The 22,542-nt window shown below is 71.4% G+C and carries 20 protein-coding genes; 11 read left to right on the top strand and 9 right to left on the bottom strand.

Going from position 1 to position 22,542, the window contains the following annotated elements; all coding sequences use genetic code 11:
- Positions 1 to 152: 152 nt before the first annotated feature.
- The 3 genes from AB0H75_RS29885 to AB0H75_RS29875 form a co-directional block, all read right to left on the bottom strand.
- Positions 153 to 734 carry a hypothetical protein gene (locus AB0H75_RS29885; protein ID WP_367801896.1) on the bottom strand — a complete coding sequence of 194 codons (582 nt, stop codon included), beginning with the start codon at positions 732 to 734 and terminating at the stop codon, positions 153 to 155.
- A gap of 662 nt (positions 735 to 1,396) precedes the next feature.
- Complete coding sequence (locus tag AB0H75_RS29880; protein WP_367801894.1) at positions 1,397 to 2,425, bottom strand: ParA family protein; 1,029 nt, start codon at positions 2,423 to 2,425, stop codon at positions 1,397 to 1,399.
- 1,091 nt (positions 2,426 to 3,516) lie between these two features.
- On the bottom strand, positions 3,517 to 4,314 hold the full coding sequence (locus AB0H75_RS29875; protein WP_367801892.1) for a hypothetical protein: 798 nt from the start codon (positions 4,312 to 4,314) through the stop codon (positions 3,517 to 3,519).
- Positions 4,315 to 4,765: 451 nt separating this feature from the next.
- Here AB0H75_RS29875 and AB0H75_RS29870 point away from each other — a divergent pair, with 451 nt between their 5' ends.
- Both AB0H75_RS29870 and AB0H75_RS29865 read left to right on the top strand, forming a co-directional pair.
- Positions 4,766 to 5,347, top strand: coding sequence for a hypothetical protein (locus AB0H75_RS29870; protein ID WP_367801890.1), 582 nt, complete (start codon positions 4,766 to 4,768; stop codon positions 5,345 to 5,347).
- Between the two features lie 920 nt (positions 5,348 to 6,267).
- Entirely contained in the window at positions 6,268 to 6,624 is a 357-nt protein-coding gene (locus tag AB0H75_RS29865) for a hypothetical protein (RefSeq protein WP_367801888.1), read from the top strand.
- A 285-nt stretch (positions 6,625 to 6,909) separates the two neighbouring features.
- Here the strand turns inward: AB0H75_RS29865 and AB0H75_RS29860 are convergent, their stop codons facing one another.
- On the bottom strand, positions 6,910 to 8,103 hold the full coding sequence (locus AB0H75_RS29860; protein WP_367801886.1) for an MFS transporter: 1,194 nt from the start codon (positions 8,101 to 8,103) through the stop codon (positions 6,910 to 6,912).
- 97 nt (positions 8,104 to 8,200) lie between these two features.
- On the opposite strand from AB0H75_RS29860, the gene AB0H75_RS29855 reads away from it, so the two are divergent.
- The gene (locus AB0H75_RS29855; protein ID WP_367801884.1) at positions 8,201 to 8,782 is read left to right on the top strand and encodes a TetR/AcrR family transcriptional regulator; all 582 of its coding nucleotides are present in this window, start codon (positions 8,201 to 8,203) and stop codon (positions 8,780 to 8,782) included.
- A 144-nt stretch (positions 8,783 to 8,926) separates the two neighbouring features.
- Here AB0H75_RS29855 and AB0H75_RS29850 read toward each other — a convergent pair whose 3' ends face one another.
- The 4 genes from AB0H75_RS29850 to AB0H75_RS29835 all read right to left on the bottom strand — a co-directional run bounded on the left by AB0H75_RS29850 (position 8,927) and on the right by AB0H75_RS29835 (position 13,044).
- Positions 8,927 to 10,144, bottom strand: a complete 1,218-nt coding sequence (locus AB0H75_RS29850; RefSeq protein WP_367801882.1) for an aminopeptidase — start codon at positions 10,142 to 10,144, stop codon at positions 8,927 to 8,929.
- On the bottom strand, positions 10,125 to 11,249 hold the full coding sequence (locus AB0H75_RS29845; RefSeq protein ID WP_367801880.1) for an MFS transporter: 1,125 nt from the start codon (positions 11,247 to 11,249) through the stop codon (positions 10,125 to 10,127). Before AB0H75_RS29845 ends, AB0H75_RS29850 begins: the two co-directional genes overlap by 20 nt.
- Positions 11,246 to 11,770 (bottom strand): ArsR/SmtB family transcription factor, encoded by a 525-nt coding sequence (locus AB0H75_RS29840; RefSeq protein WP_367801878.1) that lies wholly within the window; start codon positions 11,768 to 11,770, stop codon positions 11,246 to 11,248. The genes AB0H75_RS29845 and AB0H75_RS29840 overlap by 4 nt, the downstream gene beginning before the upstream one ends.
- 572 nt (positions 11,771 to 12,342) lie before the next feature.
- A complete protein-coding gene (locus tag AB0H75_RS29835; RefSeq protein ID WP_367801876.1) occupies positions 12,343 to 13,044 on the bottom strand; it encodes a winged helix-turn-helix transcriptional regulator in 702 nt (233 codons plus the stop codon).
- Between the two features lie 105 nt (positions 13,045 to 13,149).
- Here AB0H75_RS29835 and AB0H75_RS29830 point away from each other — a divergent pair, with 105 nt between their 5' ends.
- The 5 genes from AB0H75_RS29830 to AB0H75_RS29810 all read left to right on the top strand — a co-directional run bounded on the left by AB0H75_RS29830 (position 13,150) and on the right by AB0H75_RS29810 (position 18,270).
- Positions 13,150 to 13,533, top strand: coding sequence for an ArsR/SmtB family transcription factor (locus AB0H75_RS29830; RefSeq protein WP_367801874.1), 384 nt, complete (start codon positions 13,150 to 13,152; stop codon positions 13,531 to 13,533).
- A gap of 200 nt (positions 13,534 to 13,733) precedes the next feature.
- A complete protein-coding gene (locus AB0H75_RS29825) occupies positions 13,734 to 14,837 on the top strand; it encodes a bifunctional DNA primase/polymerase (protein WP_367801872.1) in 1,104 nt (367 codons plus the stop codon).
- Positions 14,834 to 16,399, top strand: a complete 1,566-nt coding sequence (locus tag AB0H75_RS29820; RefSeq protein WP_367801870.1) for a phage/plasmid primase, P4 family — start codon at positions 14,834 to 14,836, stop codon at positions 16,397 to 16,399. Before AB0H75_RS29825 ends, AB0H75_RS29820 begins: the two co-directional genes overlap by 4 nt.
- The gene (locus tag AB0H75_RS29815) at positions 16,396 to 16,797 is read left to right on the top strand and encodes a DUF6009 family protein (protein ID WP_367801868.1); all 402 of its coding nucleotides are present in this window, start codon (positions 16,396 to 16,398) and stop codon (positions 16,795 to 16,797) included. The genes AB0H75_RS29820 and AB0H75_RS29815 overlap by 4 nt, the downstream gene beginning before the upstream one ends.
- Before the next feature lie 195 nt (positions 16,798 to 16,992).
- Positions 16,993 to 18,270 (top strand): hypothetical protein, encoded by a 1,278-nt coding sequence (locus tag AB0H75_RS29810; RefSeq protein ID WP_367801866.1) that lies wholly within the window; start codon positions 16,993 to 16,995, stop codon positions 18,268 to 18,270.
- An 8-nt stretch (positions 18,271 to 18,278) separates the two neighbouring features.
- Here the strand turns inward: AB0H75_RS29810 and AB0H75_RS29805 are convergent, their stop codons facing one another.
- Entirely contained in the window at positions 18,279 to 19,280 is a 1,002-nt protein-coding gene (locus tag AB0H75_RS29805) for an NmrA family NAD(P)-binding protein (RefSeq protein ID WP_367801864.1), read from the bottom strand.
- 83 nt (positions 19,281 to 19,363) lie between these two features.
- Here AB0H75_RS29805 and AB0H75_RS29800 point away from each other — a divergent pair, with 83 nt between their 5' ends.
- From AB0H75_RS29800 to AB0H75_RS29790, 3 genes are all read left to right on the top strand, one after another.
- On the top strand, positions 19,364 to 20,116 hold the full coding sequence (locus tag AB0H75_RS29800; RefSeq protein WP_367801862.1) for a TetR/AcrR family transcriptional regulator: 753 nt from the start codon (positions 19,364 to 19,366) through the stop codon (positions 20,114 to 20,116).
- Between the two features lie 214 nt (positions 20,117 to 20,330).
- On the top strand, positions 20,331 to 21,059 hold the full coding sequence (locus tag AB0H75_RS29795) for a DUF3558 family protein (RefSeq protein WP_367801861.1): 729 nt from the start codon (positions 20,331 to 20,333) through the stop codon (positions 21,057 to 21,059).
- A gap of 191 nt (positions 21,060 to 21,250) precedes the next feature.
- Positions 21,251 to 22,498: an ABC transporter substrate-binding protein gene (locus AB0H75_RS29790; protein ID WP_367801859.1), complete on the top strand. Its 1,248-nt coding sequence runs from the start codon at positions 21,251 to 21,253 to the stop codon at positions 22,496 to 22,498.
- Positions 22,499 to 22,542: the final 44 nt, after the last annotated feature.

Genomic DNA, 22,542 nt, shown 5'->3' with positions numbered 1-22,542 from the left:
GTCACCACCGCCGAGCAGGCACGGACATCCCGATTACCCGCTACGCGATACGCGGGGTCCGTCCCGGGGGTCCGTCCCGGGGGTCCGGACGCGGCCGGTGCGCGCGCCGTCGAGAGGCACGCGCACCGGGAACGCGTGACGGAGCCGCCCCGTCATCCCCGTGACGAGAAGGTCAGATCGTCGGCCGGCGTCTCCTCGGGCCCGTCGGTGTCACCGTCGTCGAGCAGGTACGCCTCCACCGCCACCGACACCAGGGTGGACAGGTGCTCGGCGGCGGTGTCGGCCACGAGATCGTTGAGTACGGCCAGCTCGGCGGGCCGGAACTGCACGGGCCACAACACGCGGCGGGTGCCGGGCCGGGACTTCGAGCGCAGGTTCCGGCGGGGCGGGAACCGGGAGCCGTTGGGACGGCTGACCTCAAGCCGGGCTCTGACCAGGAACCCCAGCATGTCCTGCTGCAGGAAGTGGTCGATGGCGTCCATGGCGAGCTGCGCGTACTCGATGCCCTCGGCACGGCTCATCGCCCGCGCCCGCTCCTTGGCGGCGGGCGTGATGTAGATGCTGACCTGCTCGGGGGTCTGGTAGGCCAGGGACGCGTCGGCGGCTTCGGCAGCGGGCCGCGCCTTGGGCCGTGCTCGGGGCTGCCGCTTGGGCTGCGCCGCCGGCCGCGTGGCGGCGGCACGGGGCGGTGCCTGCTCGGCGGGCACGGACGGGCCCGCCTGCGGAGCAGGCACCCGTGCCGGTGCCGGTTCTGCGTCATCGCGCCGTCGTTCCTCCACGGGAGGCCCGACCTGGACGACGGCGGTCCGTGCGGGCAGCGGCTGCCCGTCCTGGGAAGCGCCATCCGTACCCGTCACAACCGGAGCAGCGGCGGGAACCGGCCGGGCCGCCACAGGCTGCTCAGTCCCGGGATGTCCGCTCGCCGGACGCTCGGGGACCGGGCGCTGCATCGGCATTGGACCGGCCGGACGCTGGGGCGCCGCCTCGGGCGACCTGGTGGCAGCGACCGGCGCATCGGGAGACGCGAGCGCACTCGCGGAGGCTGGTGCGCCAGCGAGAGCCTGCGCACTCGTAGACGGCAGCACACTCGCGGGAGCCGGTGCAACCATAGACGCCGGTGCGCTCGCGGAAGTCACCGGCATCGCAGGTCCAGCCACCGCGACCGCATCACGGGATGCCGGCTTCGATGCCGGCTTCGATGCCGGCTCGGGCTTCGACGCCGACTCCGGTTCAGATATCGACTCCGGCTCAGATGCCGGCTTCGGCTCAGGGGCCGGTTGCGCTGCGGGGGCGCTGGCCACCAGGCTGGACAGACCGGTCTGCCCGCGCTTCCCACGTGCCCGGGTCATGCCTCCCAGCTTGGGCTGCGGAGGTTTGTCCTCGAAGAAATCGCTGGTCACGCGTACGCCTCCGCTTCCAGTTCCAGCGCTCGCTTGATGATCTCAGCGGTGGCCTCCTCCATCTCGATGGCGGAGGTCTCGGCCGACTCGCTGCTGAGCGTAAGTTGATGCTGCTTGGCGTGCTTCTTCCAGTCGGGACCGGCGGTCAGGTCGGCCAGCTCGGCGAAGACCCGGCCGTGCTTGCGGCACTGGTCGGCGACGTTGACGGCACGCGTGATCACCGTCTGGAAGATCGGGATGCCCGAGTCGCCGAGCACCTCGGCGATCTCGCGCCGCTTCTTGGCCAGGAACCCGATCTCCTTGATGCCGATCACCTCCCCCGACTCGTCCTTGATCTTCCGCAGGTGCTGCCGGTCGAACCCGAACAGCAGCACGCCCAAGGGCGTCAGGGACGGGTTGAGCGGGCCGGCCACGTCGAAGACGTCGCTGACGCCCTCGAGCCCCTGGATGGCCCCTTGGTCGAAGCAGACGGGGATGAGCACGTACTCGGCCGCGACGGCGGCGAGGTGTTGCAGGTCGGCGATGTTCGGCGGGCAGTCGATCATGATCCACTCGTAGTCGGCGGAGATGTCGGCGAGGGCCTGAGCCAGGCTCAGCAGGATCTCCCTGCGGGGATCGATGGACCGGGTGCCGATCATCGACGCCGTGATCCTCTTCAGCATCTTCCCGCCGGGCACCACATCAAGCTGGGGACGTACATCGCGGATGATGCGCAACTCCCCTGATCCCTCGACCACGTCGATGACGCTCTGCCCCTCGTCGTCGCCGGGCTTGCCCTGGTGACCCAGATCGAGCCCGAGGTTGCCCTGCGGGTCGAGGTCGATCGCGAGCACTCGTTTGGCGGACCCGGCGGCGTGCAGAGCCGCCGCAAGCTGGGCAGTGATGTTGGCGGTGGTGGTGGTCTTGCCGGCCCCGCCCTTGTTGTTCAACACGATGATCACGCGCCTGAGCTTTGGACGGATCTGCTCGATGATCTGCTGTGTGGACAACACCTGGGCCGAGGCTGTGCTCTGGGGGAAGGCCATGGATCTGCTCTCCTGTGCATGCCGGTTACTGAACGGAAGGCCCTTCCGTTGGGCGATGAGCGAAGCGGCAGGTGGCCCGACTTCGGAGACGGAACTTCCTCCCCTTATCTAGCAGAACGCTTCCTCCGCCGTCACTCTTCTCACAGGTGTGTCGCCAGAATCACTTGCGTGAGGTCCTTGCGCATCGTCTCACGGTTCTATCCCCTGCGGGTGCGTTCCTCTCTTCGCGCAACCTGTCGTCCGGGTTGGGTAGCTACCGCACGGTGCTCTTGCTGCTCCCCAGAGTTGTTACGTGCTGCGCCCCTCGTTTGGCCTGTTGCCCTATTGCTCTTTGTACCTAGCACTACCCCTTTCACTTCCCTACCGGCGAGACGATTTGCAGACCTGATGCTACACATAGTCAATGGACGATTGATGTGCCTGTTCTACAAACTATTGACAGCCCTTCTGCAGACCTATCAGAACACATATCTACCTTCCTATCGCAGATTATTTTTGCTGCACTATTCTACGAACTCTCGTAAGACCTATCGAAGCACCTATTAGTCGTGACGACCAGGGACGATGCAGCGATCATGGGCCCCCACCACGAGGACATGCATCTTCTGGGAAGCCCTGATGAACCTATCTCCCTGCTCCCGAGCGCAGGAGACGGCAATAACCATGACATAAATCAGTACGTTATCGCCTACTAGACCTCGCAGGGAGAGGAGGGCCACCACCTATTCCGGCAGTGCGACAAACAGAGCCACAGAAGCTTGTATGTCATCCCACAGAGCCGGTCGTCCAGCACACCAGAGAGCACAGTGGGCTCACGACCACGCGGCATCCGGACGCGACAACGACGTACGAACGCCTCCGAGACGCAGCGGTCCACCCCGCAGTTTTGCCCCGTCCCGGTCCCCTATCGCCATCGACCTCCGTGATCCGGCGCTCGGCAAGCGGTGCGTGGCGCCCCTTCCGAACCGCGTACACAGGCCCCGCCAAGCTTCATGACGCGACACGAGGCCGCGTACACGACGCCCCTTCCGCTCACCTACTACCGGTGCGTGTGACGCCGAAAGGTCGATCGGCCACGCCACCGGCGCTCCTCACTCGTCACCGAAGCGGGCCCGATGCTGGTCGGCGACGAGCCGCGCCACGCGCGGCACCAGTTCTCCCGCTTCCTCGCGGAACCGCGCGTAGCGGTCCTCGTTCAGCTCGTCCACGATTTCCCCGAGCCACCAGCCGATCTCGCGCAGCGTGGAGTAGTGCTCGGGAGTCAGGGGCCAGCGCATCCGACGGACCGCGCGCCGCAGCTCGATGATGCTCTCCGCGAGTTCGTCGTCGATGAGATGGTCCAGGCGCGCACGGCACTTCACCAGGTCGGCCGCCGCCTCCCACAAGGCCAGCCCGTGCCGGTCGTACCATTGGGCCTCGGCGGACGCCGGCCGCGAGGCGGCCTGGGACAGCCGGTGGGCCCGTTCGTGCCGCTCGTTGCGGCCGAGTCCGAGCTGCGCCGCCCGATGGCGCAGGATGCGATGTTCGACCGCCTGCCGCGTGCGGACATTAAGAGGGGGAGCCATGCGGATGAGGGCCACCTGCTTGGCGCGGCCCAGCTCCAGCAGCCCGTGCTCCAGCCGCTCCGCTTCCTCGGGCCGGTGAGCACAGTAGACCCTGATGTACGCCAGCACCCACAGGCCGTCGATCACGTCACCGACCAGCACCCAGTCCGGCACCCGCTGGCAGGACAGCACGTGGCGCACCACCGAGAGCGGGTTCTCGCCCGGATCGCTGCGAAGCAGGCCGTCCAGATCGGGGTCGCGTACTTGCCGCCGTCGCTCTACGATGGCATCAATGGCGTCCTGACCTGCGGTTTTGCTGACTCTCGGGATCGCTTGGCGCGGCATGTCAATATTGTATTGACGTCAGTGATCAAGAAAAAGTGCTCCAGAGGTCCCTTCGACACTGTCTGGCGCGCTTGCAGATGTCAGAACGGCACGGGAGATGTCAGAGAACTTGGCAGCAGGCCATCGGAGATGTCAGTAAGCGCGTGTGCGACAGGAGGTTCGGTCCGGATGGCGGCGGTTCGGCGCCGGCGGCCGGCGTTGGTGGTGGCATCGACGTACGGCGAGTCGTTCGCGTCGTGGGTGGATCGGATGGCCCTGCGGAACGGATGTCCGCCGAGGGCGATGCAGTGAGAGGTTCTCTCCAACTCCGGACCCTCCGAACGAGTCAACCGTTGTGACCGGAGGCGGGCGAGAACCTGTCGCAGCGATCCGGTGAGAGGGCGATCGCCTCGTCGTCTCTGCGTGAGCGGCCTGATCCTCGCCGCTGACAGTGAATCTCTATGCTCGTGGCATGGACACGGCGGAGACCGTCCCCGACGCCTGGCGGCCTGGGCGGGCGGTGGCGATCGTGCCGGCGGTCGTCGCGGCCCTCGCGACCGTATGGGCGACGAGCGTTCCAGGTTGGTACCTGATGGGGCTGGCGTTGATCGCCAATATCTGGGTCTTCATCGGTCTCATATGGCTGCTCACGTTGGGTCGCATGCTGTTCAGGCGTGAACCTTTAGCGCGCTTGCGTCGCGAATGGCCGGTGTGGTCATTGCCGCCCCTGATCGTTCTGCTGGTTTGCGGCCTGCTATACGTGGGTGCGCCCTTGGAGGCGCGCTTCGCCCTGTCACGCCCCGCCCTCGACGGCCGCGCCCGGGCCATCTCACACGGAGCGCCGCTGCCCGCAGACGACGAATGGATAGGGCTGTTCCCGGTCGGACGGGCTGAGAGGATCCCTGGCGGAGTGCGTTTCGCCATCGACGGCACCGGGTTTCTCGGTACTACCGGATTCGCCTGGAGCCCTGAGGCCGAGCCGCCCGAGCCCGAGGGCGAGGATCTCTACGAACACTGGCACGGCCCCTGGTACCTCTGGAGTGAGTCCGAGTAGGGAGCCTCTCATCCGGGCAGCGATCGCCCTGATCATCTGGCTCCACACCTGATCGCAGAAACAGTCCTTAATCCCCCATTGCGGTCGGCGGCCCCCGATAACCGCCTGAACCTCGAATCTTCCCTCCGCACGCACCCGACTGCTCTGGGCCCACATCCCGGCCCAGAGCAGTTTCTTCACGACAGGGATATCTCGTCTCTTGAACCCTGGCATCGCGACACGCAGACCCACACCAACGCAATGCGAGGCCAGCGTCGTCGACGCCGAAGATCGAGTGAGCTTTGAAGGCACCCTCTGGGCACGTTCGTGACAGTTGATCTTCGGCTGGAAACTGTCATCGTCGATGACGCAAACACCGGTATTTGGACGAGCATCAAAGTGACAGTGCCCAGGTTGGGAGCAGCTCTCACTGTCATCTTTCCTGCGTCCAGACGTCGACACTCAGGACGATCTCTCAGAGACCGTTGCTCCAGGTGGAGCGGGGGGAGTCGTAGAGGTGGGGAGCGCTGGTGTCGGGGGAGGAGGTAGGAGGGGGTTCGGGGCGAGTGCCATCGGATGATGGTCTTTGAGGGTGGAGATGGCGATGGGGAGGCTCAGGGGCCACGGTCGGGAGAGGTCGAGCCGCGCGAGCGGGCCGGGGAGCAGCGCGATCAGCGGGCCCGGGAGTGGGACCGTGTGGCGACCGGCCGTGATGAGGTCGCCGAGCCGCGCGATCGATCAGTCGGCCGAGGACCGGGATCAGCAGGCCGGCGAGCGAGGACACGACACCGGCCGCAGGCGGGAGACGGGAGACGCGGGACGAGGACGACCGGCGCGCGCACAACCTGCTGTGGGCGGCCGAGCGACGTGACCAGGCGGCCGAGCGACGCGATCGCGCGGCCGCCGAGCGGCAGCGCCGCCTGAGTCGCCACGGCGGCGAGGTGGCTCACGAGCTGCGGATGCTGGACGGCGAGCGAAGGCTCGCGGCGACCGAGTGGGCCCGGGGGGTGGCAGGAGCGGGCCGAACTCCGGAGCCTGCTGCAGCGCGGATGCGCGAGGAGCGGCTGGCCGTCGACCGGGATCTGCAACGGGAGCAGGGCGACGCCGACGACGACCGGCAGGACAGCGCGGCGCATCGGCACGCCGCTGCGCGCGATCGCGGGGCCAGCGGGCGGGACCGGTTCAGCGCGGCGCAGGACCGGCTGAGGGCGCGTACCGACCGGGAGATCGCCTTCGCCAGGCTCACCCGGACACGTATCAGGTTCGGCCGGAGTCAGCGGCGGGAGGACGGGGCGTAGGGACCGGCGTTCCTCCTGGCCCACCCGCATGGGCCAAGTCGCATGGGCCAAGTCGCATGGGCCAAGTCGCATGGGCCAAGTCGCACGGGCCAAGTCGCACGGGCCAAGTCGCACGGGCCAAGTCGCACGGGCCAAGTCGCACGGGCCAAGTCGCACGGGCCAAGTCGCACGGGGCAAGTCGCACGGGGCCGAGGTTACGGTGCGAGGGGAGCGCGGCCTTCCACGAGCGGGGGCTCCACGCGGGCGACCGACAAGGTGAGCCGGCGGTCGGGGGAGCGCCCGAGGTCATCGCAGGCTCTCGTTACGGCGGGCGCTCCACACGACCAGCCCGGCGGCCAGGACAAGGCCCCCAGCCAGGCCCAGGATGCCCTGGAGCGGCAGGGCGTCGACGATCGTGCCGCCCGCCAGCGCGCCGAGACCGATCGAGAGGTTGAACACCGCCACCCACAGAGCGGACGCCTCCTCGACCGCTCGCGGCGCGACCCTGATCATCCAGGTCTGGAGGCTCGTGGAGACCCCGCCGTACGCCAGGCCCCAGACCACGAGCAGCACCACCCCGCCCGGGCCCGTGAGCCCCGCCACGGAGTACAGCAGCACGGTCGCTCCCAGGGCGGCGGCGATGGACAGGACGGTGCGGTGGAGCCTCCTGGAGACGGCGGCGCCCGCGACGAAGTTCCCCGCGATGCCCGCCACGCCGAACCCGAACAGCAGCGGCCCGACGAACCGCTCGTCGATGCCGGACAGGTCCCGCAGCACGGGGCCGATGAACGTGTAGGCCGAGAAGTGGCCGGTCACGATCAGGAAGGTCGCCAGGATGCCGACCCGGACGCCCCGGTCGCGGAGCTGGCCGGCCAGCCGTCGCAGTCCGACGGGCCGGGCCGCCGCCAGCGGTGGCAGCACGGCCAGCAGCGCGACGAGTACGGCCAGCGCGAGGGCGCTCAGCGCGCCGAACGCGATCCGCCAGTTCGCCAGCCCGCCGATCATCGTGCCGATGGGGACGCCGAAGACGTTCGCGGCCCCGACCCCGCCGAAGATGATCGCGGTGGCCCGCGGCACGAGCGAGGCCGGCACGAGCCGGACGGCCAGGCCGCCGGCGATGGCCCAGAACCCGCCGATGGCCACCCCGACCAGCACGCGGGCAGCGATCAGGGACGGATAGCCAGGGGCCAGGGCGGAGGCCAGGTTGGCGAGCGTCATGAGTGCCATCAGCGCGACGAGCAGGAGCCTGCGGTCCATCCTGCCGACGAGCAGCGGCACCACCGGCGCCGCGACGGCGGCGACGACGCTGGGGACCGTGACCATCAGCCCGGCCGCGCCCTCCGACACCGACAGCGCCGATCCGATGGGCGTGAGCAGCCCGATGGGCAGCTGCTCCGCTGTGACCAGGAGAAACGTGCCGAAGGCCACGGCGGACACCGCGGCCCAGCGACTTCTCGGTGACGTGTCCCGCTCGCTCAGGGCCGGGTCGGTCGCTCTCATGGTGAATCCCCCTCACTAATTCGGGAGCGATCGCTCCCATATGGCGGCACACCCTAATACGGAAGCGATCGCTCCACAACTTGGCTAAGGTAGGGGCATGGCACGTCCCAGGGAATTCGACGAGCAGGACGTGGTCGCCAAGGCGACCCGCCTGTTCTGGTGCCGCGGCTACAACGCCACGTCCGTCCGCGATCTGGGCACCGAGCTCGACCTCAAGCAGAGCAGCCTGTACCGGACGTTCAACGACAAGCACACGCTGTTCCTGCGGGCGTTGGACCACTACCGGGTGACCGAGTCCGCTCAGGCCGAGGAGCGACTGAACGCCCCCGGCTCCAGCCTCCAGATCCTGCGGAAGTGGCTGGTCTGGATGGTCCACCACGAGGCCGGCCGCGGCTGTTTCGTCGTCAACACGGCCACCGAGCTCGGCGCCACCGACCCGGCGGTCCAGGAGAGGACGGAGGCCGCGTTCGAGGGCACCAGGAGGACCCTCGCGGCGCTCCTGCGCCGCGGCGTCCGCGACGGCGAGCTGCCCGCCACGCTGGACGTCGAGGCCGCGGCGGAGTCGCTCTTCACGACGGTGCTCGGGCTGCGCGTACGCGAACGCGCCGGGCACGACGCCCAGCGGCTGGCCACGGCGATCGACTTCACGATCAGGATGCTCGCGGGGCCTGCCGCCTGACCGGCATCGCCGGGTCGCCGAGTGGCCGGCGACCCAAGCGACCGGAGCGACCCAAGCGACCGGCCGCCCATGACGGCACCGCCGACACCGCCGTCCACGGTGCCGGCGCGGGCGGCGATGTCCGCGCGGGCGGCGCGGGCGGCGTCAGAACTGCCAGACGTCGTCGCGCAGCAGCTCCACCTCGCCGCCGCCGCGTTCGAGACCGACGACCGTCACCTCCGGGCCGCCCACCATGAAGTCCACGTGCACCTGGGACGTGTTCACGCCCGCGGCGTCGAGGCGCGCGGGGTCGTCGGAGCGCAGGTGCGGCGGGACCCCGGGCGGGAGGCCAGCTCCCCAGGCCAGGTGGCACGTGGCGTTCTCGTCCAGCAGGGTCTCCAGGTACGTGATGCCGGACCGCCCCACCCGGGAGGAGCCGTCGACCAGGGCGAGCTCGCCGAGCCTGGCGGCTCCCGCGTCGCTCGCCTGATGGGTCCGCACGACCTCCGCGCCGCTGCTCGCCCGCACCTGCCGCACCGTGCCGCCCGCGAAGGACAGCTCCAGGTCGCGGATGACGGTCCCGCCGAGCGACAGCGGTCGGGTGGCGCGTACGACGCCGTCCACCCTCCGGTAGTCGGGCGTGGTGAACACCTCCTCCGTCGGCAGGTTGGCCTGAAACTCCCGCCCGCGGACGTCCCGCAGCCTGGCCGCCATCCAGTGGGCGTCGGGCAGCAGCCCGATCGTCAGATCCGTGCCCGGCCCCTCGAACCGCACGGCGTCGAGCCGCATCCGGGTCAGCTCGCGCGCGCGTCCCAGCAGCTCGTCGATGCGCTGCTGCCAGGCCGCCCGGGGATCGGGCTCGTCCAGGCGCAGGATGCGGCGCAGGTGCCGCCACAGCCGCTCCTGGTCGGGCTCGCCGAACACGGCCCGCGCCCACTCCGGCGTGGCGTACGGGACGAGGGTCCAGCGGACGAGGTTGTCGAGCTGCAGCCGCTGCCGGGAGGACAGGTACGGCATGCGGTCGAGGGCGGCCCGGTGCGGGTCCTCCCCGGCGAGCAGGTCGGGGGCGGCCGCGCCGCGCACGGTGATCAGGACGCCGCCGTGGCGTTCGAGCTCGTGGTTGCGGGCGTCGAGCCAGGAGGGGACCTCGCCGAGCGTGGCGGGGTCGGCGTGCCGCACGCGGGCGCGCTTGGCGTAGGGGTCGAAGTACCAGATGTCGACGTAACGCGCCCCTCGGGCGTAGGCCGCCTCGGCCAGGGCGCGGGCCAGCGGCGCGTGCTCGATCTCGGCGTTGACCAGCACCAGGTCGTCGGGCAGCACGGGGGCGGCGACGTCCAGCACCACGTCGGCGTAACCGGACAGTTCAGCGGGGGGAAGGGTCATGAACGGCTCCTCGGCCGGGGTCACGGTGGATGGGCAGGAACAGCAGGGCGCCCCCGGCCGCGACGGCCGCCGCGGAGGCGAAACCGCCGGGAAGGCCGGCGCTCTGGGTGAGCGCGCCGAGAGCGGGGGCGGCACAGAGGAAACCGAGGTCGAAGAAGGCCGTCGTGGTGGCCACGGCGGCGCCGCGCTCGGCGGCGGCCAGGCCGGTCACCGCGGTCTTGAGGAAGGCGGGCAGCCCGAGCCCCTGCCCGGCGCCGATCACGGCCGCCGCCCACAGCGCCGCGCCCGCCGAGGCTCCGGCCGCCAGCAGGATCAGGCCCGCCGCCGTGAGCACCAACGAGGCGAGAGCGAGGCGGGGCGCGGCGACCTCGGCAGTCAGCCGGCCGCCGCCCAGGCGCACCGCCATGAGCACGCACCCGTAGAGGAGGAAGTGCGGGCCGGCGTCCGTTCCGCCCACCGCCAGGACGTGCAGCGGGAGGAAACCGGTGAAGGCCGTGTATCCCCATACCGAGGCCAGGTAGCCGAGCCCCGGCCGGATGCCGGCGCGGTGCACCAGCCTCCCGCGGGCGGGCGCGACCGGGCCCGCGTCGAGCAGCAGGCACGAGACCGCGGCGACCGCGGCCGCCGCCGCGGCGAGCGCCCACACGGCGGCGAAACCCGCGGCTGCCTGGACGAGCTCCGCCACCACCGGCCCGGCCAGCAGCCCGGCGTTGACCGCGGCGGAGAAGCGGTCGATCGCCCGGCCCGGTCGCTCCTGGTCGCTGGCGAGGGCGGCCAGGCCCACGTAGAGCAGGGCCTCGCCCACCCCGGCGAGGGCCCGGCAGCAGAGGAACGCCGGCAGCGAGCCCGAGGCGAGCAGGCCGAGGCACGTGGCGGCCAGGATCGCCGCGCCGGCGCAGGAGGCCGCCCTGCGCCCGGCCCGGTCGGCGAGCCGGCCGGCGAAGGGGCGGGCCAGCACGCCGGCCGCGGCGGTGACCGCCAGCGAGAGGCCCACCACGCCCGTCTGCTGGCCCAGCGGGCCGACCACGTACTTCGGGATCGCCGGGATGAGCAGGCCGATGGACAGGAATCCGGCGCCCGTGCAGGCGAGCAGGCGGCCGGTCATCGCCCGTCGTCGAGTTCCAGCAGCAGCGCGGTCATGCTGACCTTGACGCGATCGCCGCTGCGGGGCGGCCCCGCCTTGCCGTGCATCAGGGACACCGCCTGGTCGAGCAGGGCGACGACCTCTTCCCACACCGGGCGGTCGAGCCACACCTCGGCGTCCATCGACAGGCGCTGGCGGCGGGTCTGGGCCAGGCGGCGGGCCAGGTCGGTGCTCAGGGCCTGGTGCAGGAGCTGCCTGCCTTCCGAGCGGTCCAGCCGCGCGCCGCTGCTCGGGTCGTAGCGGTAGCGCCGTCGGGGACGGCCCTTGCCGCCCTGGGGCGGCTGCTCGCCGACCTCCTCCAGGAAGCCTGCCTTGGCGAGCTGCCTCAGGTGGTAGCTGGCGGAGGCGTGGGCGATGCCCAGCTCCTCGGCGACCTCGGTCGCTGACATCGACGTGCCGGTGAGCAAGGACACGATGCGGATGCGCAGCGGGTTGGCCAGGGCGCGCAGGGGGACCATGTCGTCCCGGTTTTCCCAAGACACGTTGGGATTATGACATCCCCAACAAGTCTTGGGAAAGGGGATGACAGAAGGTGGCCGGAGCGTTTCGAGACGCCGGGATCACCAGAGGAAAGCGACTGAAGCGACTCTGCTCAGTACTTATGACGTCCACAACACTGAACGCTTAACGGCGGCATATAGTCGACCAGCAGTCGCTTCGGTCGCTGGCTCTGGCCGTCCAGGCCCTCTGAACTGCGGCGATGGGGAGAGACTGAAGCGACCGACGGTGTGGCGCGGTCAGTCGCTGGTCGCGCCACGGGCCTTGAGTCGCTGCTCCGGGCGAGGTCAAAGGTCCTTTTTGCCCGCACTGCGGGTCCGTCCCTCTGCCGGGTCCAGCGATCGTGGCGGCCGGAGCGACTGAAGCTACGGTCGCTTTCCAGCGACTGGGACGGCGGGCAGCGACTGAAGGGCCGCCCCCCGTGTCCCGCCCTCGCCGGCCGCGAGCGTGACCGCCCGGCGACCGGGGGATGCAGGCCCGATGCCCTGAACGAAGGGTGATGACGACCTATCTGGGCCTTCAGTCGCTTGGGTCGCTGCTCGCGTGGGTCGTCCTGTTACGGCCTGGTGCGGCGGGCAGGCCCTCGCCGCTCAGGCACCCCGCACCTGCGGGCCGGCAGGACGAACAGCGCGGGCAGGGCGCGCAGGGCGCCGGGGTCGCCGCTCGCCGAGGCGGTGCCGCTCTCCAGGGCGCCGCCGAGGGTGACCTTGCCCGCGGTGACGTCGCGGAAGGTCCGCTCGTCCGTGGTGATGACCGCGTCGGGGTACTGGGCCGGTCCGTGGACGGTATCCAGCGTCCCGTCGTGGACGCGGGTGTGGAAGGTCTCGTCGCCCACCCGGAACTCGTAGGTCACCCGGAGCCCCGCGGCGGCCTCGGGCTGGAAGCAGACGTGCAGGCCGAGCACGGCCCAGCCGGGATGGAACGCCTCCTCATCGCGAGGGTCCTCCATCGCCCACTTCAGCCCCCAGCGGGCCAGGCTCAGCACCACCGGGCCCAGCTCCTCGCCGGCCGGGGTCAGCGCGTAGGCCGGGGTGCGGGCCGGCGGGGGGAGCGTGATCCTGCGGACCAGCCCCTGGCTCTCCATGTTCCTCATCCTGGCCGACAGCAGGCCGGTGCCCAGCCCGCGCAGGTTGCGCTGCAGGTCGCTGAAGCGTTTCGGGCCGGTGAGCAGCTCCCGGATCAGGAGCAACGTCCAGCGCTCGCCGACGATGTCGAGGGTGCGCGCGGTGGCGCAGTACTGGTTGTAGCTCCGTTCCACATCATTATGTTAAACCTCGGACTTCTTCTTTTCGTGGTCGTGGATGTGGACGTGCGACGCCCACGCCGGGCACCGCCCCGCATTACGACGAGTATCGTAATAAGCGTGAACGAGACGTGGCTGCCGCAGCCGGACCTGGCCGCCATCGACGTGGGCGACCTGCTGCGCGTGCTGGCCGATCCGGTGCGGCTGCGGATCGTCCGCGCCCTCGACGAGGCCGGCGAGTCCACCTGCAGCGCGCTCGACGTGCCGGTGAAGGTCTCGACCGTCTCCCATCACCTGAAGGTGCTGCGCGAGGCCGGCGTGGTCGCCACCCGCCTGGTGGGCACCGCCAAGCCCAGCAGGCTGCGTACGGCCGATCTGGAGGCGCGTTTCCCGGGCCTGCTGACCGCGATCCTCGCCGCGGCCCCGGCCGTCCCGCCCGCCGGGCCCCTGGCCGGCCCCCCTGTCACCGGCGACTCTCCCGGCCGGGGCCGGAAGCCGAGGTGAAACTCCGCTGTCGTGCCGTCCCACGGCTTTCTCGCGCCACGCGCCGGCCATCCCCCGCAAGCCCCGCAAGGTCCGCTAGCCTGTTGTGCCATGTTCAGGGCTTGGTCGCTTCAGTCGCTCGGCACCGCCGCGCGACGGCGCCCGGCGAGCACATCGGACCAGCGACTGACCACCCCAGCCGCGCGAGGAGAAGGGACCCCGTGAACCTGCACGCCCCTCTCGCGGAGATCGGCCCCCGGTCCTGGCGATCCACCCCGTCGCTCGAGATCGCCCGATGGTGCGCGGGCCAAGGCTGGCCCGTCCATCCGCTGGCCCCCGGCCGCAAGACCCCGGCGCGCAACTGCGAGCGCTGCCAGGAGGCCCGCCACGCCACCGACGGCTGCGCCTGCCTGGCCGAGGGCCGCTGGTGCCACGGCTTCCACGCGGCGACCCTCGACCCGGAGCGCATCAGCGACTGGTGGCAGGCGCACCCCGGCTTCGGGGTCGGCGTCGCCTGCGGCCCCGCCCGCCTCGTCGTCATCGACATCGACGCTCACCCCACCCCCGTGCCCGACCGCGACCGGCTGCTGCCCGGCATCCCCATAGACGACCGGGTCGACCTGGCCGGGCTCGCCACCGGCTTCGACACCCTCGCCCTGCTGGCCGCCCTGCGAGGCGAGGTCAGCCCCGCCGCCGACAGCACGACACTACGGGTGCGCACTCCTTCCGGAGGCCTGCATGTCTGGTACCGCGCGGAACCCGGCCACACCTTCCTGTGCTCCACGGGCTCCAGCGCCGGGCGCGCTCTCGCCTGGCAGGTGGACGTCCGCGCGCACGGCGGCTACATCGTCGCCCCGGGCACCCGCACCAAGGACGGCGCCTACACCCCCGTGGAGGGGCCCCGCGTCCCCGCGCCGCTGCCCGGATGGCTCGCCCAGGAGCTCGCCCGCACCGGGCACGTGCCGGCCCCCGCGCACGACGGGCGGCACGAGTCCCCGGTCCCGCCGCGCGCCCGCCAGGCCGTCCTGGGGGCGGGCGGCACGCACCAGCCCGCCGAGCGCCTGATGCGCCGTCTCCTGGCCGACGTCGAGGACTGCGCCGCCGTCCCGCAGGGAGCCGGTTTCACCGCCAAGCTCAACCGCGCCGCCTACACGGCCGGAGGTCTCGTCGCGGGGGGCTACCTGTCCGCCGGCGAGGCCGAGGCCCAGCTGACCTCGGCCGCCCGGCAGGCCCGTCCCGAGCAGGAGAGCCGGTCGGCCAGGATCATCGCCAGCGGGATGGCCCGAGGTGCCGCTCGGCCGCTCTACCTGCGGGAACGCGTATGACGCCCGGATCCTCCTCGGGCGGCTTCAACGCCGAGGCCGCCGCGCAGCAGATGCTGGAGCTGGCTGAGCTTCCTCCGGCCGCACCGAAGCCTGCTCCCAAGGCCGCTCCGAAGGACACCGCCACTTCGGCGGCCGGTTCCGCCACGGCGGCGCCGGCCGCGGCCGTCAGCAGCGACGGGTTGCTGCCCGAGTCGCTGACCGACCGCGGCAACGCCAAGCTGTTCGTGCAGATGTACGGCCGCGACTTCAAGCACGTGCCCGGCCTCGGCTGGTACCGATGGGCCGAGTACCGCTGGGTCCCCGACGAGAGCGACGCGGTGCTGTGGGCGGCCGGCGAGATGGCCGACCAGCTGGCCCACTTCGACCGCTACCACCGCTACTCCGCCGCCGACCTGCGCCGCCACAAGAAGCGGGCGCTGTCCACCTCCGGCATCCACGCCATGCTGGTCCAGGCCAAGGCCGCGCCGGGAATGGCGCTCAGCGCGGCCTCGCTCGACGCCGACCCGTACTCCCTGTGCACCCCGGCCGGCGTGGTCGACCTGCGTACCGGCCTGATCACCCCACCCGACCCGGAGCGGCACCTGCACTCCCGCTCCACCACGCTGGCCCCCCGGCACGGGCCGATCCCGCGCTGGCAGCAGTTCCTCACCGACACCTTCGGCGACGACGCCGAGGGCAAGGAGACCATCGACTTCCTGCACCTGCTGCTGGGCTACTCCATCTCCGGGGACGTCGGCGCGCAGGTGCTGCCGTTCCTGTTCGGCGTCGGCAAGAACGGCAAGTCGGTGCTGCTGGAGGTCATGCTGCAACTGCTCGGCGACTACGCCGACGCGGCCCCTCCGGGGTTCCTCATGGCCAAGTCCTTCGACGGCCACCCCACCGACCTGGCCGAGCTGCACGGCCGCCGCGTCATCGTCTGCTCCGAGCTCAAGCCGGGCGACCGCTTCGACGAGGCGCGGGTCAAGCTCCTCACCGGCGGCGACAAGATCAAAGCGCGGAGGATGCGCCAGGACTTCTTCAGCTTCGATCCCACGCACCACCTGTGGCTCCTGGGCAACCACCGGCCCGAGGTGACCACCGGAGGCTTCGCCTTCTGGCGGCGGCTGCGGCTGATCCCGTTCGAACGCGTGGTCTCGGAGGAACATAAGATTGACAACCTGGCACGCATCCTGGTGGATGAGGAGGGGCCCGGAATCCTCGCTTGGCTGGTGGACGGAGCCCGCCGCTACCTAGCGGGAGAGAAAGACTTGTCCGGTCCCCAACGGGTACGTCTAGCGACTGACGCCTACGAAGCAACGGAGGATGTGGTGGGGCGGTTCATCGGAGATGCCTGCATACTCGAAGGAGGGCTGCGTGCCGAGCAGACGAGCCTGTACGCGGCCTACACGAAATGGTGCAGTTCCGAGGGTGCCACTCCCGTCTCGGCGCGAAACTTCGCCGCGCGCATCCGGGACACACTGAGGATGACATCGCCGAAGGATATGGTTCTGTCCAACTCACGCAAGTACTACCCGGGCATCGGCCTGCGCTCGGAGTTCCAGGGTGAGGAGCCGAGGCGATGAGCCTGATCAACGAATCCAGTCTCTGCCACGAGATCGAGCTGGTGTGGCTGGAGGACATCGACGGGCTCGACTACGTGCGCCAGAGCCTCGACCGGCTGCCCACCCGGCGCGGCAAGCCCGCCTACCACCGCGACGGCCGCATGGTCGGCTACGCGATCCTCGGGCGCACCGCCAAGGCGGCCCCCGCGTCGGGCACCTTCCACCGCCGGGTGTTCTGGCTCGCCCCGCACGACCGCGACACCCTGCCCGACGGGGAGTACAGCACCGGGGCGCCGCTGGAGTCCGTCGACCCCCGCACGCTGGCCCCGGGCAAGCCCGGCCACAAGACCGAGCGCTCCGAGGGCGGCCCCGCCTCGCCCGCGATGGTCGCCCTGGGCATCACCCTGCCCAAGGCCTGAGCCCGAACCCCGGACGGCGGTGCCGTCCGGGCCGGCCGCCGGCGCGGCACGCTCCGCGCCGGCGGGCCCCGATGCGTGCCGCCGGTGGGCGCGGGCTTGATCACATCCACCTGCAAGACCGGCCCAACCCGGTCACAAGGGCGCGCTCCTAGCTTCGCCGCTGGAACCTCCGACTTCCACGAAGGAGACGACAGCGTGCGATCGGCAGTGACATGGACGACAAAGGTGGCGAGCGTCCTCATCGCGACGGTGACGGTGGCCGCCGCGGCCCCTCCCGCATCAGCGGCACCGGATCCGGCGTCCCGGGACCCGTACCTGACGTCCGGCGTGCAGGCCGGCATTCAGCGGCAGGACGTCCTGGTCGCTGCGGCCGACCAGATCAGGGCCGTGGTGGTGGAGGGCGACGGCTACGCGGGCATCGAGCTCGCCGGTGACCGGGTGGTCCTGTGGTGGAAGGGCGAGCTGCCCGAGCCGGTCAGGGCCGCCGTCCGCCAGGCCGGGGAGACCGCCCCGGTGGAGGTGCGCCCCGCCAGGCACTCCGAGCGCGAGCTGCGGGAGGCCTCCGAACGGCTCTGGTCGGTCGCGGGCGTGCAGCGGGGCGGCCGCGTCCACGCCGTCAGGCTTCCCTTCGACGGCAGCGGCCTCGCGGCGGCGGTCGAGGAGGAGGACGCCGCCGCCGTCCGCCAGTCGCTGCCGGACGTCGGCGTGCCGGTCGAGGTGATCGCGCAGGAACCGATGCGCCTGCAGTCCCGGTGCGACGACGACATCCCCTGGTACGGCGGCCTGGCGATCCGCAACGACACCTTCGTGGGCGGCGGCGCCTGCGGCGGCGACGCGAACCGCTCGTACCATTGCACCGGCGGATACCCGGTGTACCTCGACTCGGCCCGCTACCTGCTGACGGCCGGCCACTGCGGCGCCCCGGGCGACTGGTTCAGCGACGGCGCCGGCCAGTCCATCGGCATCGCCGAGCGGGAGAACGTCGCCCATGACCTCCTGCTGATCAGGATGACCGGGCTCGTCAGCACGGGCAAGGGCAACGGCCGGATCTGGGACGGCGTCCCCGGCGTCAACGACTTCACCAAGCCGGTGGCCGGCTGGGGCTTCACCTACAAGAACCAGTCGCTGTGCGTCTCCGGCGCCACCTCGGGAGCCTCGTGCAACCACGTCGTGGACTACAAGTACGGCGAGATCTGCGGCAAGGACATCTACGGCAACTCCGAGTGTTACACCAACATGGTCTCGGCCAAGCGCCCGCTCGGCAGCACGACGAACGGCGACAGCGGCGGGCCGGTCTTCGAGCTGACCGGTGCCGGCAGCCAGGTGCGGGCCATGGGCTCCTGCACCGGCCGCATCCTGAAGACCTCCCTGTTCAGCAAGAGCGAGTGGACGCTGTTCCAGGAGTTCGCCACCGCCGTGCGTGACTTCCCCGGCCTCGAACCGGCCCTCGGGGTCACCGGGGATCCCGTGTAGGCCGCGGCTCAGGCGCCGGTGCCCCGGGCGCCCCTGACCCGGGCACCGGCGTCCTGCGCTCCCGTGACGTGGGCTCCCGTGCCCTGCGCTCCCGTGACGTGGGCGCGAATGGCGGCGGCGCCGGATTCGGCGAGCCAGTCGGCGAGGGTGCGCAGGCCGGGGTGGATGACGCGCAGGGCCTCGATGTCGGCGTGCCAGCGGTGACCGGCCTCCCAGCGCTTCTTGGTCTCGGCGATCTCCGGGGCGAGCCGGGCGGTCTCGTCGTCGGTGAGCTGCTCGTAGCGGATCGGCAGGCCGGTGGCCGCGCTGATCGCGGCGGCGGCCTCCACCGGGGTCGGCTCGTCCCCGGCCAGTTCCAGGGTGCGCCCGGCGAACCGGGCCGGGTCGGCGAAGGCGAGCGCGGCGAACTCGGCGATGTCCTCCAGCGCGATGACCTGCATGGGCTCGTGCGGCGGGAAGAGGTGCCGGTGCACGCCGTCAGGGGAGATGCCGTCGATGCCGGTGATCGCGGCGCCGAGGTAGTTCGTCATGAACCGCACCGGGCGCAGCACCGTGGGCAGTGACACGTGGTCGTGCAGGTACTTCTCGACGAGTACCTTGCCCTGCGCGCCCCGCGACGGGGCCGTGGTGGAGGCGACGGTGCTGAAGACGACCTGCTCGATCCCGGCCTTGGCCGCCGCGTCGATCAGCGCCCGGGCGCGGGCCATCTCGAGTTCCGGCTGCGATCCGGCCGGGCCGAAGGACACCGGCGGCACGCCGAAGACGGCGGCGGCGCCGTCGAGGGCGGGCGGCAGGCTCGCCGGGTCGTCGAAGTCGCCGCGGACGAGCTCGGCACCGGCGGCGGCCAGCCCGGTGGCGGCCGGCGCGGCCGGATCGCGTACCAGCGCCCGGACCCGCAGGCCCGCGGCGAGCAGCCGCCGGGCGGTGGCGCCGCCCTGCTTGCCGGTGGCGCCGGTGACGAGGATCGGGGCGTCGATGCCCGCAGGGGTCGCGGGGGTCGCAGGGGTCATGGTGTCCTCCGGAATCGTGGGGGATACTGGTTCGGTCCGGAATGCTCCACCCGTTTCGCCGCCGCAGACAAGGATTTCGTGACATGACAGCAGTGCCGGTCGCCGCGCCTGCCGGGCGTGCCGACGCCCGCCGCAACCGGGAGCTCGTGCTGCGCACGGCGATGCGGGTCTTCGCCGAGGAGGGGACGGAAGCCTCCCTCGGCCGCATCGCGCAGCGCGCCGGGGTCGGCGCCGGTACGGTCTACCGGCACTTCCCGAGCAAGGACATCCTGCTGGAGGCGGTGCTCACCGAGCAGCTCGACGCGCTGGTGGCCGCCGCCGACCGCTGGCGCGCCCGGGCCGCTCCCGGCGACGCCCTGTTCGGCTTCCTGCTGGAGGTCGTCGAGAGCTCGATGGGACGCCGGCACGTGTGCGACGCGCTCACCGGCGACCGGAGCTGGCCGCGAGCCGTGCTGGCCGCCGGGGCACGGCGGTTCCGCGAGGCCCTGGAGCGCCTGCTGCACGACGCGCGGCAGGCAGGCGTGGTGCGCGCCGACGTGCGGGTGGAAGACCTGTCGGCGCTGACCGCCGGCGGCGTCGCCCTGCGTGCCGCGCACCGGGACCAGGCCCGCGGTGCCTGGCTGGTGCGGCTGCTGCTGGACGGGCTGCGGGCCCGTACTGTCACGAAACCCGGATCGTTCCGTGACGACTCCCCGCCGTCGCGTCACGAAACCCCCGTCCTCCGGCAGTGCGAGCAGTGCGGGGCGCCGCTGCCGGCACGGGCCACCGGACGGCCACCCCGCTACTGCGGCCCGGCCTGCCGCCAGCGTGCCCATCGGCGCCGGCTCGCCGGGTAGCGGCGGCCTCCCGGCGAGCTTGCCGCTGCCGCGCGGATCAAGGAGAGCCGCAGCGGGGCGGCCGGCCGTCACCTTGGCAGGACGCGGGTGCGTTTTGGCAGGAAGGCGCTGGTCCCGCCGGCGAGGAACCGGCATCATGGCAGCTCTTCGCCCGGCACCGGCGGTCACCCGCCGCCGCGCGACGGGAAGGGCACCGCATGCTTGAGGGGGCGTGATGACGAGGCGGATGCGCGCGGCGCTGGGACTGATCCTGCTGCCCGCGCTGGCGGCCGGCTGCGGCACCGGGGTCACAGCGGGGACGGAGAACCCTCCGGCGCGGGCAGCCACGTCCGGAAGCCTCCCGTCGAGCGCGAGCGCGAGCAGGAGCGCGAGGCCCGCCACCGGCGCCCCCTTGCTGAAGGCTCCCGCCCGCCCGTGCCGGACCCTGAACGCGCGCACCCGGGCACGCATCGGCATGCCCAAGACCCGCAAGGACGAGCACGACACCTTCGACGTCACCTGTCACTGGACCAACGACCCCGGCGACAACCCGCCGTTCACCTTCCGGGACCTCAAGGTCACCTACGACGCCGGGATCGAGGGCGTCATGTCCCTCGCCGACCAGGAGAGGGCCTTCGAGCGGAAGAGGCGTGACGACTACCGTCAGCCCAGCCTCTTCGGCGGTGCCCCCTCGGTGAAGGGGACGATCAAGCAGGTCGGGTCCGTGTCGGCGGGAAAGGACTTCGACGAGGGCTACTACGTCTACTTCGTCTACCGGATCGGCGAGGCCCGCCGGGGCGAGGGCCGCGCGGTCATCCGCAAGCGCAACGTGCTCATCACGATCAGCGTCAGCGGCTCCGACGTCCCGGGCCGGTCGATGCGCGAGAGCAAGCCGCTGCCGAACGCCGCCGCGCAGCGCGTCCTGGACGCCGTGGCCGACCCGCTCACAGCGGCCGTCTCGTGACCGAGGGGTCGTGACCGGGGGCCGTGACTGAGGGGCCGTGACTGAGGGGCCGTGACTGAGGGGCCGGGCGTGCCGCCGGTTTCACGAGATCCGGTGAACCCGGTGCGGAGTCGTTGTAAGCTCCGATCTTCGCGAAGTCGATCTTCGTACCCCCAGGAGGCGAACCCGTGGGCTCTGGCAGGAGACCGCTGATGGCGACGTTGCTGGCCACCGCCGTGCTGGCCATCACCGCGGCGTGCGGCGGCGACGGCGCGGACGGCACCCGGCTGCGGTTCTTCTACTGGGGCAGCGAGGCGCGCCACAGGATGACGGAAGAGGCGATCAGGAAGTTCGAGGAGAAGCATCCCGGCATCGACGTCGTGGGGGAGTTCTCCGGCTTCGGCGGCTACTACGAGGCGCTGGCCACCAAGGTCGCCGCCGACCAGGCGCCCGACGTCATCACGATCGAGATCCGCGGCCTGCGCGAGTACGCCGAGCGCGGCACGCTGGCCGACCTGGCGGGCGTGGTCGACACCGCCGACCTCGACGCCAAGGTGCTGGCCACCGGCAGCATCGGCGGCAGGCAGTACGCCATCCCCACGGGGGTCAACGCCTGGTCGCTCGTCGTGGACCCGGCGGCGTTCGGAAAGGCGGGGCGGAAACTGCCGGACGACACCAGGTGGACCTGGGACGAGTACGCCGCCCTGGCCGCGGCGATCACCGCCAGGACCGGCGGCCGGGTGTACGGCGCGCAGCAGGCGTTCAATCCGGCGTTCCTCCAGATCTTCGCCGCCCAGCGCGGCGAGCGCTTCTACGAGGGCAACAGGATCGGCGTCTCGCCCGGGACGCTGAAGGCGTGGTGGGCCCTGCAACGCAGGCTGATCGACACCAAGGGCTCTCCCGGCGTCGCCAGGACCGTGGAGCTGGCCGGGCAGGGCGTGGACCGGTCGCTGTTCGCCACCGGCAACGGCGCGATGGGCATGTGGTGGAGCAACGAGCTCGGCGCGATCAGCAAGGCGTCGGGCGGCAAGCAGGTCGGCCTGCTGCGCATGCCGAAGGCGCGCGACGCCGCCTCGGGCGGCATGTTCCTGCAGCCCGCGATGTTCTACACCGCGTCGGCGAGGTCCCCGCACCGGGCGGAGGCGGCCGCGTTCATCGACTTCATGGTCAATGACCCGGACGCGGGCGGGATCATCCTCAGCGACCGCGGCCTGCCGGCCAACTCCAAGGTGCTGGCGGCGGTCACCGGAAGGCTTCCCGAGGTGGACAGGAAGACCGTCGCGTTCCTGAAGGAGATCGAGGGCGAGCTCACGGACCCGCCCTCCGCGCCGCCGAAGCTGGCCAGCGCCATGGAGGACATCCTCACGCGGTACACGCACGAGGTGCTGTTCGGCCGGATGAGCCCCGGCGCCGCCGCCCAGAAGTTCATCACGGAGGCCGACGCCTCGATCGCCGGATGAGGGAGGCGGTCCTCGGAGGCGCCGCCGGGGCCGCCCCGCCCGGG

Origin of the sequence: Nonomuraea sp. NPDC050783 (genome assembly GCF_040802095.1) — a bacterium.
GTDB lineage: Bacteria > Actinomycetota > Actinomycetes > Streptosporangiales > Streptosporangiaceae > Nonomuraea.
Note: the sequence above shows the minus strand (reverse complement) of the source record. Positions and strands in the feature narration are given on the sequence as shown.